This is a genomic window from Nocardia vulneris, assembly GCF_001613425.1.
GTDB lineage: Bacteria > Actinomycetota > Actinomycetes > Mycobacteriales > Mycobacteriaceae > Nocardia > Nocardia vulneris.
On the sequence record NZ_BDCI01000048.1, the window covers coordinates 1 to 16,314 of the forward strand.

A 16,314-nucleotide genomic window follows, 5' to 3' on the forward strand; every position below is an offset into this window, starting at 1 on the left:
GGTGCCGAGGGTGGTGGTGTGGATTCGGGTGTGGTGTCGCTGGTGTCGCGGGGCACTGTTGTGGTCACCGGTGGGACCGGTGGGCTGGGTGCGATGCTGGCCCGGCATCTGGTCACCGCGTACGGGGTGCGTTCGTTGTTGCTGGTGAGTCGTCGTGGACTCGCGGCGCCGGGGGCCGAGGGGCTGGTCGGGGAGTTGACCGAGCACGGTGCCCGGGTGCGGGTGCTGGCTTGTGATGTCTCCGATCGCGGGGCCGTGGCGCAGGTGCTGGCTGCGGTGCCCCAGGATGCGCCGTTGACCGGTGTGGTGCATACCGCGGGTGTGCTCGACGACGGTGTGGTCACCGCGTTGACTCCCGAGCGGATCGATACCGTGCTGGCGGCCAAGGCCGATGCGGCCTGGCATCTGCACGAGCTGACCCGGGAGCTGGATCCGGCGTTGTTCGTGTTGTATTCCTCGGCGTCGGGTGTGCTGGGCGGGGCCGGGCAGGGTAACTATGCGGCGGCCAACGCGTTCCTGGATGGGCTGGCCGAGTACCGCCGCGGTCGCGGGCAGGCCGCGGTGTCGATCGCGTGGGGATTGTGGGCCTCGGGTACCGCTATGACCGGCCATCTCGGTGATACCGATACCAAGCGGATGGGTCGCGGTGGTGTGGTGGCGATGTCGGACGAGCAGGGGTTGATGCTGTTCGACGCGGCCGTGGCGCAACCCCGTGCGGGGGTGGTCGCTGCCCGCATGGACACCACGGCCATGGCTGCTCAGGCCCGCTCCGGTGTGCTGGCCCCGATGCTGCTGGGACTGCTGCCCGGGGTGCGCCGGGCCACCGCGGCAGCGGTGAGTCTGCAATCCCGGCTCGCGGGACTGGCACCGGCCGAGCAGCATGCGCTGATCCTGGATACCGTCCGTGGCCAGATCGCCGAGGTCCTGGGCCACGACAGCGGCGCGGTCATCGACCCCGCCCGCAACTTCCAAGACCTCGGGTTCGATTCCCTGACCGCGGTCGAGACACGCAACCGGCTCAACACCGTCACCGGGCTGCGGCTACCGGCAACCCTGGTCTTCGATCACCTGAATCTGTTGGAACTCGTACGTCACTTGGTTCGGGAACTGGCGACCGCTTCAATCCATGCAGAGTCAATCCCCGCAGATCCAAGGGAAGTTGACGAGGACCGGATCCGGCAGCTGTTCGCCAGAACCTCACTTGCACAGTTGCAGGAAGCCGGGATCATCGAGGCGCTCATGTCGTTGGCGCGGTAACACATAACAGCACAAAGTATGGAGGTTGAGTTGTTTCTGGACTCGGGGTGAATTTTGTGTGGCTGGCCTGAATGTAGGTATTTAGTCAGCCGCGCAGCAAACCATCCCATTAAGGGGCGCTTGGCGGAGATTCATCGTGGTTGTAGTAGAGTTCGCGTGCCCAGTAATCCGTCAGGCATGAGCTTTCGGACTGGAGTGAACTGGAAGACAATAGAATCTTGCTATCGAAAAAAATTCTCACATCGGCAAACGAATCGCGCGATTTGGCGGTATGCATGACTGTATGTCTCTACTTGAACTCAGTACGGTAAAGCCATCGACAATTATGGGGATTTGACTCCATGGAGGACTAATGACCGAGCAACGATCACCAGCTTTCAACATAGAAACAATGCCTCGAGGCGGTCCGCATGCTTCATGGCTGGACCGTCGAATGCAAACCGACGTGCCCGAGTACCTCGACCGATATGACGTGCCGGACGAAATAAAACAAATAGTCATTAGTGAACTTGACCGCTACGGTGACCGGGGCTGGAACGAGAGCAATGCACGTACGGCGCTCTCATTGATCTCCGATATTGAGAGTCCGCGGATCCTTGAGTTGGGCGCTGGTCACGGAAAACTGTCCTCGAAAATCCTTGAACTACATCCCACCGCCACCGTGACCGTTACTGACCTGGACCCGATCTCGGTCTCCAACATAGCTTCAAGCCCGCTTGGCGCTAACCGGCGCGCCATTGTGCAGGTCGCCGATGCTACCGCCATCGACGCCCCCGACAACAGCTATGACCTAGTTATATTTGCCATGTCCTTCCATCACCTACCTCCCGCGATAGCCTGGCGTGCAATCGCTGAATCTACTAGAATCGCCACGAAGTTCCTAGTGATCGACCTCCTTAGGCTGCCAACTCCAGCCCTCCCCCTGATCCCTGTAGCGGGCGTTCTCATCGCATTGCCGAGCGCATTTCGCAAGGGTCCGCGCACAATCCTTCCGTTTTTGCATGACCTAATCATAAGTATGCTGCGTGCATATCGGCCACAGGCGCTCTCTGCCCTCGCTGAATACGCAGACTCTGCAATTAAAGTTGAATTCATACCGGACCGTCAGCCGTTCATGTGTGCCGTCTTTTCTCGCGGGCGCTCGAATGTCGAAATCCGCCTCTCCTAATGGTGCGGAGTGACGGATCGCGTCGATCGGAGAGGTGTACGACTTCGGGCTACACTACCGCGGTAATGTCACTTTCTGGTTTCGTATTCGACGGTATCAGCCATTTTCAATGAGAAGGAAGCCTGGGATGCAGGCTTTCGGGGCGTGCGGTGCCCCCAACTGCCGAAGCTCAGTCCCACCGCTACTAGGCGAAAACCTGCCGGTGTTGTGCCGCGCGGGCACTCCCTGACGATTACTTCTGCCTTTATGCTGGACTCGATTACTGGAAGACTGGAGACTTATGGGGTGGCGATGGGTTGGTCTTCTTTACGGAGACCAACGTTTCGCAGTCTTGTTCGTAGGGTGGCGATGCGTAATCCCAGGGCAACGAAATCTCGCCAGGAAAATGCCCGGGGCCGATCTGTAGACGCCACAGTAGGGCTTAGGCTCGATCCTGCGAACAGTTCTACTTCGGCAGGAATGGCTGGGCTGTTCACAGGGGAGCCGGTCGATGGCTTGCCAGTCCGGTTGCTAGTTTGTTTCCGAGTCATCAAACGCTGTGGCGAGGTGAATTAGGACAAGCGGCGCTGCGACCTGGCAGGCACGGCGAAGGAGCGGCGGTCCGGCGGAAGCTAAGTGACGAGTGCACATGGGCTGGTCGGACGTGCAACTGCGTGCGATTCGCTGCTCGATCGAGTGCTCAACACAGGTTGACGTGGTCTGTGCTGCGACGAAGAGGTGTCGGCGACAGCGGACCGAATTTCCCACCGCCGTAAGGCAATCCGTCGTTGACCATCGCGGTGCCGCGTGCCTAAGATCAGAATTCGTCAGCAAGATCGAACGTCGTAGGCAGCTGCTTGGAAGCTGATTCGCTCGTTGAAGGGGAGATCACATGACCGCGCACACCAAGGTACGTCGTTACCCCTTCAATGAACCGGTCCGCCTTGACATCGACCCTCTGTATGTGAGATTGCGCCGAGAGGAGCCGATCGTCCGGGTCCAACTACCCTACGGTGCTGAGGGTTGGCTGGCCACTCGCTATGCCGACATTAAGCTAGTGTTGTCCGATCCTCGCTTCAGTCGGGCCGCGACGATCGATCGAGAAGATATTCCCCGTAGCTCGGCACCTCCGTTCCGTGCGGATGGGCTGCTGGGCATGGTAACCATGGACCCGCCGGAACACACCCGATTGCGGCGGCTCGCCGCGAAGGCGTTCACAGGTCGCCGTGTAGAGGAGTTACGTCCGCGGGCGCAACAGATAGTGGACCAGCGGTTGGCTGATATGGAGCGAAACGGGCCGTCTGCAGATCTCGTGCAGGATCTCGCTCTACCACTGCCTGTCACCATGATTTGTGAGATGCTAGGCGTCCCTGCGCGAGATCAACACCGTTTTCGGGATTTCTCTGAAACCGTGCTTTCCACCTCCGCGTACGCGCCCGCCGATATCCTCGCCGGCCGGATGGCTCTTGAGACGTACCTCGCCGAACAGGTGGCGCGGCGCCGGGAGCAACCAACAGATGATCTGCTCGGCGCGTTGGTTGCCGCGCGGGACAACGAAGATCGACTCAGCGAGGCCGAGCTGGTGAACATGGGTATCGGTCTACTCATCGCGGGGCACGAGACCACGGCGAACCAGATCGCCAATTTCACCTATGTGCTGCTCACCGAGTCTGGGCAGTGGGAATTACTGTGCCGGCGACCCGAGCTGGTGCCTGAAGCTGTAGAAGAACTGTTGCGTTACGTCCAGCTCTTCTCTGGCGCCTCGTTCCCCAGGGTCGCCACAGAGGACGTCGAGCTGGGCGGTATTACCGTGCGGGCGGGCGAAGCGGTGCTGGTCTACACCCAGTCCGGTAACCGGGACGAGGCGGTATTCACTATGCCAGAAAATTTGGACCTCACCCGTAAGGACAACCCGCACATGGCCTTCGGCCACGGTGCGCACCACTGCATCGGAGCGCAGCTGGCCCGGCTGGAGCTACAGGTCGCGTTGGAGGCCTTGCTGCGCCGGTTCCCCCGGTTGGAGCTCGCGGTGCCGGTGACAGAAATCCCTTGGAAGACGGGACTAATGATGCGCGGTCCGCAGGCACTGCCGGTAAAGTGGTAAGGCTATGGTCGAGCAGCGATGGCGGATAGAGGTAGACCGGAAGAGATGTTTGGGTTCAGGAGCATGCGTAGCCATAGCGGCGCAGCATTTCGCGATGGTGGATGACCGCTCCAGCCCACGCTCGGAACTAGTCACGCCCGATGACATCGTCTTGGGTGCTGCCGAATCTTGTGTCATGGGAGCAATTCTGGTGAGCACAGCAGACACCGGTGCGATTCTTGCCCCGGAACAGTGACACTCGTCGAATCGCCTGGCGTACGAACGTTCCAGTGCTACGGGCCCTTCGCAATCGACCGCGAAGGCGCAGAGCTCGGGAGCCGTCGTTCAGATAGGGGTGGCTTCGTAAAGGCTATGCATCGGCGAGCCGCTCTGCCCTGACGCTGTCACCGGCGGTGCGTTGCACCGCCACACGGTTAGGGTCCACCAGGCATTTCGGCCGCCTGAGCGACACGTCGGCACAGACACGCAGCTCGTCGGCATGTAACCATACTCGGCATGGAAAACGATCATCGGCGTTGTCGCGGTGATCAGCCCTGCATGGCCGCTCCATACCTTCCACTGAGTCGAACCTGCGTTCATCGACAGGGTCCGACGGCGCGACGACGCTAGGCTTCCTAGACGTCGTGCACTGCCTCCTGTGTCTAGCTACCAGCAGGCAGAGTAGCGGTTCGCCGGAGACCGAATCTCGTCTCCGTGGATAGTCCACTCAACGGCGGGTTGGATGTGCTCGAACGGCGACAACGTGTACTGTGCGCTTGTGCTTGCTCGCGCTATCGCCATCAATCATCGACTGTTTGGCTCAACAGACCTTTCTCCCGAACGGGTCCTCAAACTGGTCATGTGGCCGCTCGCTGTCGTGACCGGCCTTACGGTCGTGTTCAACAAGGCGCTAGCCGGTGACGTAACTAATGATTTCACTCCCGTATACAAGGCGGCCGTTGCGTTCTTGCACCACGGTCCCGTGTATGACGAGAACCTCGAGACAGTTGATCCACACTATCTGTACTCTCCAGGTGGTACAATGATATTGTCTCCGCTTGGCCTCTTTGGTGAGATTGAGGCGCGCCAGCTCTTTATTTTGGCGAACGCCATAGCGATAGTATTCGCGACCTATTTTCTTCTTCGGGTGTTTGGCTTTGGCCTTCGAACCGTTGCTGCGCCGATTTGCTATTTTGCGATTTTCATTTCGGAACCGGTAGTAAATACGCTCACTTTCGGAAATATCAATGGCTTTATATTTCTGGCTGAAGCTTTGTATATTAATTTTCTGATATCGAGGCGAGATCTATGGGCCGGTGTCGTGCTTGGGCTAACAATTGTGACCAAGCCCACGTTGGCGCCCCTGTTGCTGATAGCTGCCGCCCGTCGACAGTGGTCCACGATCTTCTCCGCTATTAGCGTTCCGATCTTGATCACAGCTGTAGCCTGGCCGTTATCGGCAGATCCTGTTTCCTACTTTCAGCGAAATCTTCCGTATAGCCTCGAAATTCGAGACTACTTTAACTCTTCTATTTCTGGCATAGCTCTTTACTATGGTGTCTCATCTCCGGTGGCAATGGCTGCCCGCTTATTACTTGCCATTGTGACCGCCGCGACGCTTTGGCTCCTGTTTCGATATTATGTCAACGACGACGTATTTTTCGTGTGCACGGCAGCTGGCGTTATCATGACGGCCGAGTTTATACTTGCGTCACTGGGGCAACAGTATTACTCCATTTATATTTATCCATTGATAATGACTGTCGTTATGAGTCAATCGCTCATCCGAAATTGGCCCGCTTGGTTGGCGATATTTGGATTCGTATCCTACGATAAATGGCTCTTGTATCGTAGCCCATCGCTTGGTCGGGACCTTGAGTATCTGCGAGTTCCTTTTGGCTGGTCGCTACTTTTGATAGTTGTATTCTGCGTATTGTCTGATCGCTATTTGACAGCACGGCGCGAAGGTCGACTTCGGCAGGGGATAGATTCGTTCAACGTTGCCCCAGATCTTTCACCGTTGAAATCTTCTCGAAGATAAGTTCGCGTCCGCTTTTTGATGCCGCTCGAATTCTATGATGACGTCGCATATGTGCGCGACAGTGCCGACGAAGACGACTTTCCAGGAACGTCTGCGTCGGTTGCTCCGCCCGATCCGCGCGGGATCCTGAGGACCGGGACGCGACGGTCAACACAGGGTTTAGGTGCTGGTTTCTCAGCAGCAGATGTGAGGTGAGCGTGCGTTAGACTTCACTCCGTGCACGCCGAGATAGCCCTAGGCTGGGGCGTAGCCCGACGACGTTCTCGCGTGCTACCTGCTGACGTGGATGATCCTGAGAGCGAGCCGTGAGTGATTGAAGGCAGCCGCTGCTCCCGCTCGCGGGGATGAGCCCACCAGCGCCGGACCGGTGGGGTTCTTCGAACCGCTTCTTCGCGAAATCGGAGATGATCCGCCCGGCGAGTTCGAAGCGATCGGTTTGCGCTCCCCGCGTCGGCAGGAATGATCCTGCGACGACGGTCCGCGAAGGCGGACGGGGTGTTGTGCTCCTCGCGCGCGGGGGTGATCCGGCCACCGCGGGTAGGTCGGGTCGCGGTCGTCATCAACGTCGGTGCGGGATCCGTGGCCCGCCCGAGATGTGGGCGCGTGCCTCTATACCTCGCATCATCACCGGATCCGCCGACAAACTCGGAGAGCAGCCAGGGCGCTGCTAGCGAGATCAATTGCTGGCTCGGACGATTCGGACGATGTGGAGATGGTCGCCGACGTCGCCGGGGTAGCGGCGGGAGGTGACGGTGACGGGTTGCCATCCGGTCTCGGTGAAGGCGCGTATTCGTGCCGGAGTCGCTGTCTCGCTGTTGCCGGCGAGGCTTTCGAAGGTGCGTTGTAGTGCGTTGTGGTCGTCGGGGTGGAAGGTGACGGGATCGCCTTCGCGTTCCCAGTCGATCCAGGTGGGCACGCGGCTGATCCATTCGGCGATGACCGGCATCCGGAGCCGCGGAGAGTAGGCGAGCAGGGCCGCGGCGGTGGTCTCGTCGTCCGGGGGTGGCTCGGTCCACCAGCCTTCTTTTCGGGCGCTGAACGACCCGGCGCCTGCGCTGAGGTCGCGTACCTCGACAGGGCTGATCACTGGCGGGTTGGTGTCGGTCACGTCGATGGCGAGTCCGCGCATTCCGTTGTGCTGCTCGTCTTTTCGTCCGCGTGCGACGTTGTACCAGGTCATCAGGTGCCCCAGATCGTGAAGCACGACCGTGGAGGAGCGATGGGTCGTCGTTGCGTCCGGGTCGCTGGCCTGCACGAGGAGTTCCTCGATGCGGTCGAATCTGACGACGTTGCGGAAGAATTCGGGTGGTGACAGTGTCATGGAGGGAGCTGGGCCGGCGCAGTCTGGTCCGCGCCAGTTGCGCCACCATTGTTCGGTCACCTGGACCTGGAGGTCGTCGAGATTCCATGACATCCCCGAGGCAGGGCAGTGCGGAGGCGGATCGTCGGTGTCGGGGCCGATCCACAGATGCATGCCGTGTGCGTCGCCAGCAGGACCGATCACCGGCACGATGTCGATCAGGCGCATGCTTCCATCACCGGCGCGAACGACTCGCTGGATCGGTTCTCCGGTGCGCCGCACAGACTCCAGCAAGTCCTCGATGTCGACGAATTCGTGACGACGCAGCATCCGCAACGACGTCCAGGCGCGTGCGTCTCCGTCTTTGCACACGATGGTCATCGGTTCCGGCAGGGGCCCAAGGCATTCCACCACAAACCAACTCACCGCAGATTCTCTCCGCTTCTGTCCGTTTCGATTTCAGGGCTGGTGTAGGGGTCGGGCTGTGAGGGTGTAGGGCTCGGGCCGCAGGGTGCCACGTTCGTACATACGAAGTGGGCCAACACCGCTCAGGTCGTAGGCGTCGAGTACCCGGGCCAGCAGCAGTGTTGCCTCGTGCAGCGCGAAAGCCCGGCCAATACACGACCGCGGCCCCGAGCCGAACGGATGGAAGAACCGGTCGGGAAACTCACGGGACTGGTGAGGGTCGAACCGCTCGGGATCGAACTCCTCTGCTCGCGGCCCCCACACCTCGGGATCGCGTTGGGCTGCCAGGGCCAGCACGAATACCGATCGTCCAGCCGGGATCTTGTAGCCGCCGAGGACTTGGTCGGAGCGGGCGACGCGGAAGAACCCCGACACCGGCGGCCACAGGCGCAGCACTTCGTTCAACACCGCACGAATACGCCGCATCCTGATGATCGCCTCGTACCCGAACTCTTTTCCGTGGGTTGCGATTTCCGCCCGCAGATCCTCTTGCAAGTCGGGGGCAGCCGCGAGGTAGTGCAGGGCGGTTTCCAGCAGAGCAGCCGTTGTCTCATGACCAGCTACCAAGAAGGTGAGCACCTGCTCGCTCACATTGGAAGCCGGGAGGAGTTCACCTGTCTCGGGGTCGGACGTAGTCAGCATCAAGCCGAGCAGATCGTGCACCTCATCGTCGTCGTGCTTTTTGCGGTCGGCGACCACGGCGTCAACGTATCCGCGAATGGCAGCGATCTGAGCCCGGATACGGCGGGCACGTGCCAGGGTTCGAACCGTGCCGACGAGCGGTAGGTCGTTGGCCTGCCCGCTGAACCAGCTCAGAATCTCTGCGAAGGCTTGGGCAAACTGACGGGATTCTGAACCGTCGACGTCGCCGGGACCGAGCAACCCGAGCCGGCGGGAGAACCCGGCTCGACCGATCACCTCCAACGTCGCCGCCGTCATCGCCTCGTGTACGTCGACTTTGCCGTCCGCCGCGGTCGACCAGTGCGCGATCAAATCGTCTGCGACGCTGGTCATTGCGTCGTGATAGACCCGCATCGCTGCCTGGCTGAAGCCAGGAGTGAGAATGCGGCGGGCCTGCCCCCACAGAGGATTCGACGTCCGAGCGGTGAACAAACCCTCGGGCACGACATCGCGAAGCATTTTGACAGGTCCAGCGAGGCACCGGGCCCACGATGTTTCATCGCAGCACTCGGCCGCGAGACGTGCACCGGAAACGATGATGACCCGGCTGCGCAGCACCTTGCGCTCGAAGATCGGCCCGAGTCCGCGCTGGGCGAGCACAAGCTCGTTCTGTGTTGTGCGTCGGCGGTCCACACTGGCCAAATCCCCGAGGATCGGCAAGCGTCCACGGGGGTGCGGCAACCGGCCCGCGGGCATAGCGCTGCTTTCGGTCATGCTTTCAAGCTCTCACTTTCGGAGTAAAGATCCCACCCACGTCCCACCCATCATGATCAAGAGCTTACTGCTATATGTGATTGACGTTACAAATCCGGCGTGGTTAACTGGTCGTGCGCTGGGTGGTCTTTCCCCAGTGGCGTCGCTAATTCCACAGATCCCGCACGAGCGTGTTGTCTCGTGCCGCGAGATCGGAACCGACTGCCACGAGGACCGCCATGTCACCAAAAGCGCATCATCCCCAAGCTCCCGTTGCACCCACGAGTGCCTGCGCTGATCGCAATGTTGTTCAACAACGGTGCGGCGCAGCGTGTTTCACGAGTTTGGCAACAGCAGGATCCAATCGGGGGCCACCGCAGCGGCCGGCGCCAGCGTCTTGCGAGTTCTGAGCGATCGGATCGAGGGCCAGTCTGCGTGATTTGGCAGCACAGCTGCCGTGCGAGGAAGCCCTCTCGAGCTACAGCACATCCGGTGTGGACGGTACTGCCGTCTCCCGAAAGCCCGGCCGAAGCCAGCGACGAAGGCCGTTCGTGGGGTGCTGGCGATCGGACGAGATCGATTGGAGGACAACCATGTCTGAAACAAGCGTGAAGCGTTCGGCGGAATTGATCGAGTCGGCACTACTGACGGTCGCTCGCGCGGCCGACAGTGAACACACGACAGTGGGAATCTGGCTGGTCTGGATACACGAGTACCAGGTGATGGCGTGGGAATGGATCACTCGGCTCGACGTAGCCGTCCCAGCGACGGTTCCTGTCGGTGCGGACACGGTCGTGGTCGTTGCAGTCTCACCGACCCGCGTCGCAGGGGCGGTTATCGGTCGGGTGGACGTGATTTGCGAGCAGATCGCGGCGTCAGGGTTGGCTGTCGAGCCAGTGCACGTGTCGGCGTTGAAAGCCGGTGCCCTGTGGACGTGTCTACGAGTGAATGGTCTCGGCGGCGTCGTTCCGATGCTCGACGGCACCGGCGGGTCGGCGGCACGGCGTCGGCGGTTCGGCCGGTCTGTAGGTGCACGTTCGTTGCGGCGTGCCTCGGCACTGGTCATGGTTGTGATGGCCGTTGTGGTCTATTCGGTCGCCGGGTTTGCAGATCCTGGCGGTCAGGCTGGAGTGATTGCCGCTCCAAGTCCCGGACAAGCGGGCGTGACGGCAACGCCTGCCAGACCTCCCCAACCTCAGGAGATCGAAACTGGTCCGACTGTTGCGACTCCGCGGACACAGCCGCAAATTCCGCGCCAAGTCGGACCGCGCATGTACACGGTGCCGGACTGGTACCAGGGCTCCGATTCCGGCCGAAGCGAGGAGGCGGTGGACGACACACTGCACATCGGTGCCGCCCGTGTTGCACGCCCGGAGTGGCTACCCGGTGAAGTGGCAGAGGCCGAGCGGGCATGGAACGGCTATCTGTCCGGCCAGGCCGCGGTGAGCCTTGATCAGTTCGAAGCTCAGGTTGCAGCGAGCGTGCAAGGTGCGTACGAGGCCGGGCTCACCGAGATCGCCGCGGGAGCCAACGAGGCCGCAGGCGCAGCAGTGGCCGAGGCGAGTGCAGCGGTTGGTTCAGGTGACGGCGAACTGCCAGGGCCTGGTGTCGGCGAGTTGGCCGAGATAGTGGTTGCGACATTGTCGCAATGGCAGAACCCGGCACGAGCATCGGGCATTTCGCCCAGCGTGATTTCGGCATGGGAGCCGACTGTTTCGCAGCTCTGGTCGGAGTGGGAGCAGTGGGGTTCTCACCTACCGCCTCAACTGGGCTGACGGACGGAATATCATGTGTCCTAACAGCATTGAGGATCGTTCTCATGACACGGCTGCAGTCAACGTACCCGGCGTCCCGGTCTATGGTTTCGCGCGTTGGCTCGCCGATCTAGCGGCCAGTCGTCGCGATGTTGCCGTCGGACTGGAGTGGATTCCTCCCCTGAATGCCTGCCGACGTGACCGAGTCGGGTTCCGCCGACTCCGGCGGGGCGCCGCGTTGCTCACGGTTGCCGCGGTGCTCTCGGCGGGAACCTACTTCACCGTCACCGGCGGCGACGTGACATCGATGACGCCAGATGCGAATTCGCAAGTGCACGAAACGATCCCGCGCCCATCACCGGCTGCCGAGGAGTCGACAGTCGTCAGTGGTAACGCGTCCGGGCGGTGTCAGCCTGGCCTGGTTCTTGGTGCTGGTGGAGATCGCGCTGAACACGGTCATCAGGCGATCGTGGCGTTCGAGCACGCCTACTACATCGCGCGTGACGGCCGGCAAGCTCGTGATGTGGTGGCCTCGGACGCGGCGGTGCCCGGGGCGGAGCAGATCCAGGTCGGTATTGATTCTGTTCCGGCGGGCACCACCTATTGCGTGCGGATTCATGCTCTGGTCGGCGGCCAGTACCTCGTCGAACTGACCGAGACGCGACCACGCGAACCGGAAACAACATGGAAGCAACGGATTTCGACTGCCGAGGTCAATGGACGCGTCGTAATCACCTCCATCGCAGCGGTGACCTGACCACACGGAGCTACTCGACAGGACGAGCACTGACGACTGGATGAAAGGGGCCGATCATGTTGATCGCAATCACCGGCATCAGGCCGCGGACAGGGGTGACGACTGCCGCTGTTGCTTTGACAGCGACGTGGCCCCGACCCGAGCAAGCAGTATTGGTCGAGGCCGATCCCCGTGGAGGGCGCCTGGCCCACTACGTCAGCGACGGGCCCGGCCGCGGGCTTATGGGCGTGGCAGCGGCAGCCGGAGCCGGTCGGTGCGGCGTGGCGCAGTTGGTCGAGCACGCTCGCCTACTCCCCGTCGGCGTACCAGTGATTACCGCACCCACGCGAGCCGACCATGCCCACGCGTTTCTAACCGGAGCGGTCGCGCAGCCAGATCAGCCTCCGAGGTCCGGAGACGGCGAGCTAGTGGTGATCGTCGACTGCGGCCTCGCTCACCCGGACTCGCCAGCGAGGCCGATCATGGCTGGCGCCGATGTGTTGATCGTCCTTGCGGACGTCGAGATCGCCGATCGAGGTCTAGTAGGCAGGCAGCTACGTGAGATTGCAGGATGGACGGCCGGTGCTCGGGCGGTGTTGCTGGTGGGCTCGGACCTGGCCGGCGAGTCCGCCGCTGGGCTCGGCGTGCCAATCATGGGTCGGCTACCTCACGATCCTCGCGGTGCGAGCGCGCTGCTGTTCAGTGAGAAAGTTCGAAGTCACCGCGGCTCGCTCGCGTCGACGGCGCGCGAGATCGCAGCTGGGCTGCGAGTCCAGCTCGCGGCAGGCCAGCTAACAGTTGCCGCTGTTGTAGGCGAGCAATGTGGCCGAGGCAGATCGCGGTCACGCTGGCGTGCTTCCCGCGCAGGAAGCGATGCTGCACCCGTGGTGTATCGAGTTCCCGGACACCTCGCGAATCGAGGTCTACCGTCACATCCTCGTTCGAGCCGCGCTCGGACCCAGCTCATGACAGGCCATAGGCAGGAGACCGGTGACGCCGAGCTGGAGATCCTCACAACGTCTCCTGGCCCGTCTGCCGATCAGGCAACCCTGCCGGCTCCAACGAGGTCAGTGGCACCACCAGCTTCGGGCGGATACAACACACCAATGAGGCCCTTGAGCATGAATGTTCTAGGGCCCCTTCGTATCACCTGGCATGCAGGGTCGGATGCCAGTGACGGCATCGACATCACCAGCAGGCTGCAACCTCGAAGCCGCGAGTTGATTGCGTTGCTGGCGGCCCACCCGGGTGGTGTGAGTCGGCAGAGCCTCGTGGAGGCGTTGTGGGGTGCGCGCTGCCCGGTCCGGCCGGCCAACGCGATCAATACTGCTCTAGCCCGCCTACGTGCCGCCCTGGCCGCAGCAACCCAATGCACAGTGTCGACCGGCATCGTCACCGACGGCAGGACTCGGTATCAGCTCGATCCGGCCCTCATCGTGGTGGACTACTGGGCGTTTGCGTCCGCCGTCGACGCGCGCCGCGGCGCGGGTACTGAGCAAGCACGGTTGCAGGCTTGCCGTCGCATCGTCGAATGCGCGGGAGGCCCTCTAGCGCAAGACCTCTGCGCACAGTGGATCGAGCCGATGCGCGAGTCGGTGCGCCGCGATCACCTCAACGCGCTAGGTGTTTTGGCGCGCAGCCTCGTTGATGACGATCCCCGTCGGACGCTGGACCTGCTCGAGCGTGCCATCGCTGCCGACCCAGGCAACGAGCTGATCTACCGCGACATCGTGCGTCTCCAAGCCCGCCTAGGTGAATACGACGCCATCGAACGAACCATGAAGCTACTGGCGCAACGGATGGCCGAGCTGGGGCTGGCGCCGACCGCGCAGACCCGCGAACTCGTCGAGCGACTTCTCAGGCAAGCTCCGTAGGGAGCCTTGCCCCTACGCTTTCGGGATTAAGGCGTCTCGCTGATGTTGTTGTCGTCGCGGTTCGCTGAGGTTCCAGATCCGGCGTGTCTCGACACTCGGTCGTCTCGGCGAACAGCGGTTAGAGTCCGTCGTCGGTGCCGCCGACCATCCGTCGGTGTAAGCGATCCTGACGAGACGCTCTGCGTTAGTCCGCTGGTACGGCAAGCGCATCAACGGATCGGTTACAGCTAATTGGTCTTCCGTTGCATCACTCTGGCCGGTTCCGTCAGCGCGGTATGCGGCAGTAGCGGATGTTCGACCACAGCGGCTGCTGCCAAACTGGTCGAATGATCGTCAGACTTGCGCAGGAGCAGGATCTTTCGGCGTTCCTGAGGTTGGCTTCTCAGGTCGAGCACTGGTTCGGTCCCATGGTGAACGATGCCGGCTTCCATGAGGCCGTGAGCAGACACATCCACCGCTCCGCGGCCTTGGTCGCCCATTCAGGGTCCGGCATCGTGGGCGGATTGCTGTTCGGGGGCAATGCTCCGCGCTATCAGGTGCACTGGCTGGTTGTTTCGGAGCGAGAACGCGGAAACAACATCGGGACGACATTGCTGGCCGAGGCCACGCGGAGGTTTGTCCGGTTGCCGGGCTGCATCGAAGTGATCACCTTCGGTGCCGATCACCCAGGCGCGGTCGCCAGCGGAGCACGAGTCTTCTACGAGAGACACGGCTTCCTCCCCGGCGAGGAAGCCCCAGTGGGGCCGGAGGGCGGTTCACGACAGGTTTATCGCCTGGCCATCAGCTGATCCTGCATTCGGCGTGCGGGCGGTGGCGGTTCGGAAACGCTCCGGAAGCAGCAGAAGTAGTGGACGTTCGGATCGCTCAAGAGGCCGTGCCCACGACAAACCAATGTCAAACGAGGCTTGCCAGTTGCCAGCGACCGCACAGAGCCGGTCCCCAAAACAGAATCGCGGACCGCGTACATGAGTCGCAAGACAACCGCCGCAGCGACACCGAAGACTCCAAGTTCGTCGAACACTTCTGACGATGGAAGTCGACCCACCGTCGAGTTCCATCGCCGGGTCGGAGTCAGTCAATCGGGAACCGAAGTCTTGAAATCTTGCGTCGCGATGCCCCATAGTAAGTATGCTCCGACCAGAGCGCTTTCAGCACGCAAGCCGGGAGGTGTCGTGGACCGGCAACCTTTCATTGAATCAAATGATGCCAATTGTGGACACATCCACGAGTGGGACAAGCTGGTCGAACTTCAGGTTGGACCGACTTCGGCGCCAAGGAAGTAAGTACGTGGGTGCCGATCAGTTTTTCGGGCCGTGGGAAGGCGAACCGGTTACATCATGGGCTGAAGCACTCAAGGCCGTCGAGCAGATCATCAATCGAGTAGGCAAGCGGGCAATGGCCTGGCGAGGGCAAGGAGACGCCTCCTGGAACCTGCACAGTGGACTATATCGACGCCTTCCTGGCCTGGTTGACGAGACACACGGGGCTCCTACGGAAGAAGACCTGCTGAAGTTGGAGAAGCGCGTCGCCTCGTATGTACGCCAGCGCTGGCGTTTCGACCACATGCCGTACCTGCAGCTTTTGGCGCAACTCCAGCATTTCCGGGCGCCCACACGCTTACTGGATGTGTCACTGAGCCCTCTTGTCGCATTGTGGTTTGCCGTCGAGCAACAGTTCGACGACATCGACGGCAAGGACGGACGCATGTTCGCGTTCGACGTTTCGAATCGTGCGGTGTCCCTGACGGCCGAGTGGAGCGCCTACGACATCCCTTGGCAAAATGACGGCAGGAACACACCTTGGTGTCGCGAACTCCCTCTATTTTGGCGTCCACCTGCGTACAACGAGCGAATCCCGGCCCAACAGTCCGGCTTTCTGCTAGCGGGAGTGCCAAAAGTGTACGGCGGTGGTAACTCTCAGTATCGGAAGGGGCCAGGCACGGCAGGCGAGTTCTGGAAGGTGGACGAGGTACGCCATGCCACGTCCGTGCCTACTCGTCTCGCTGGACGAGACCGCGCAATACAGGCAAAGACCGAGCCGAGCTTCACACTGCGAATCAAAGCGGTGGCGAAATCAGAAATCAGAGAGAAGCTGGAGAATCATTACGGCATCAACCCCGCCACCATGTACCCGGATCCTTTCGGCATGGCCGAAGAGGCCCGTAAAGTGATCGACCACGGGCTATTAGACAGTTGACTAGTTGCGGACAGTGATGAACGCGAGGCGGGCTAGGTCATGTCTCCCAATCGTTTTCGTCGATCGCGTCCGGTAGCTCGATCGTTC

The 16,314-nt window shown here is 61.4% G+C and carries 12 protein-coding genes; 10 read left to right on the forward strand and 2 right to left on the reverse strand.

All coding sequences use genetic code 11. From position 1 onward, the window contains the following. From NVU01S_RS38775 to NVU01S_RS42905, 5 genes are all read left to right on the forward strand, one after another. On the forward strand, nt 1–1,257 hold a 1,257-nt coding region (locus NVU01S_RS38775), incomplete at its 5' end, for a type I polyketide synthase (protein ID WP_156522243.1). A gap of 352 nt (nt 1,258–1,609) precedes the next feature. Further along, a complete protein-coding gene (locus NVU01S_RS38780; RefSeq protein ID WP_043679012.1) occupies nt 1,610–2,425 on the forward strand; it encodes a class I SAM-dependent methyltransferase in 816 nt (271 codons plus the stop codon). Nucleotides 2,426–3,296: 871 nt separating this feature from the next. After that, nucleotides 3,297–4,508, forward strand: a complete 1,212-nt coding sequence (locus NVU01S_RS38785) for a cytochrome P450 (RefSeq protein ID WP_043679015.1) — start codon at nt 3,297–3,299, stop codon at nt 4,506–4,508. A gap of 4 nt (nt 4,509–4,512) precedes the next feature. After that, nucleotides 4,513–4,743: a 4Fe-4S domain-containing protein gene (locus NVU01S_RS45560; RefSeq protein ID WP_082032362.1), complete on the forward strand. Its 231-nt coding sequence runs from the start codon at nt 4,513–4,515 to the stop codon at nt 4,741–4,743. A gap of 522 nt (nt 4,744–5,265) precedes the next feature. After that, nucleotides 5,266–6,528: a glycosyltransferase family 87 protein gene (locus tag NVU01S_RS42905; RefSeq protein ID WP_244467468.1), complete on the forward strand. Its 1,263-nt coding sequence runs from the start codon at nt 5,266–5,268 to the stop codon at nt 6,526–6,528. A 676-nt stretch (nt 6,529–7,204) separates the two neighbouring features. Here the strand turns inward: NVU01S_RS42905 and NVU01S_RS38790 are convergent. Beyond that, nucleotides 7,205–8,254 (reverse strand): GAF domain-containing protein, encoded by a 1,050-nt coding sequence (locus NVU01S_RS38790; RefSeq protein ID WP_169815271.1) that lies wholly within the window; start codon nt 8,252–8,254, stop codon nt 7,205–7,207. Between the two features lie 33 nt (nt 8,255–8,287). Next, on the reverse strand, nt 8,288–9,688 hold the full coding sequence (locus NVU01S_RS38795; RefSeq protein ID WP_244467469.1) for a cytochrome P450: 1,401 nt from the start codon (nt 9,686–9,688) through the stop codon (nt 8,288–8,290). A 572-nt stretch (nt 9,689–10,260) separates the two neighbouring features. Between NVU01S_RS38795 and NVU01S_RS43850 the strand changes: the two genes are divergently transcribed. From NVU01S_RS43850 to NVU01S_RS42915, 5 genes are all read left to right on the forward strand, one after another. Next, nucleotides 10,261–11,442 carry a hypothetical protein gene (locus NVU01S_RS43850; RefSeq protein WP_156161879.1) on the forward strand — a complete coding sequence of 394 codons (1,182 nt, stop codon included), beginning with the start codon at nt 10,261–10,263 and terminating at the stop codon, nt 11,440–11,442. Between the two features lie 217 nt (nt 11,443–11,659). Beyond that, nucleotides 11,660–12,178, forward strand: coding sequence for a DUF8176 domain-containing protein (locus tag NVU01S_RS43855; protein WP_156161880.1), 519 nt, complete (start codon nt 11,660–11,662; stop codon nt 12,176–12,178). A 1,100-nt stretch (nt 12,179–13,278) separates the two neighbouring features. Continuing rightward, nucleotides 13,279–14,031: an AfsR/SARP family transcriptional regulator gene (locus NVU01S_RS44420; RefSeq protein WP_244467475.1), complete on the forward strand. Its 753-nt coding sequence runs from the start codon at nt 13,279–13,281 to the stop codon at nt 14,029–14,031. Nucleotides 14,032–14,357: 326 nt separating this feature from the next. Continuing rightward, nucleotides 14,358–14,819 carry a GNAT family N-acetyltransferase gene (locus NVU01S_RS38815; protein ID WP_041562578.1) on the forward strand — a complete coding sequence of 154 codons (462 nt, stop codon included), beginning with the start codon at nt 14,358–14,360 and terminating at the stop codon, nt 14,817–14,819. Nucleotides 14,820–15,318: 499 nt separating this feature from the next. Continuing rightward, entirely contained in the window at nt 15,319–16,227 is a 909-nt protein-coding gene (locus tag NVU01S_RS42915; RefSeq protein WP_167829447.1) for an FRG domain-containing protein, read from the forward strand. Nucleotides 16,228–16,314 lie beyond the last annotated feature (87 nt).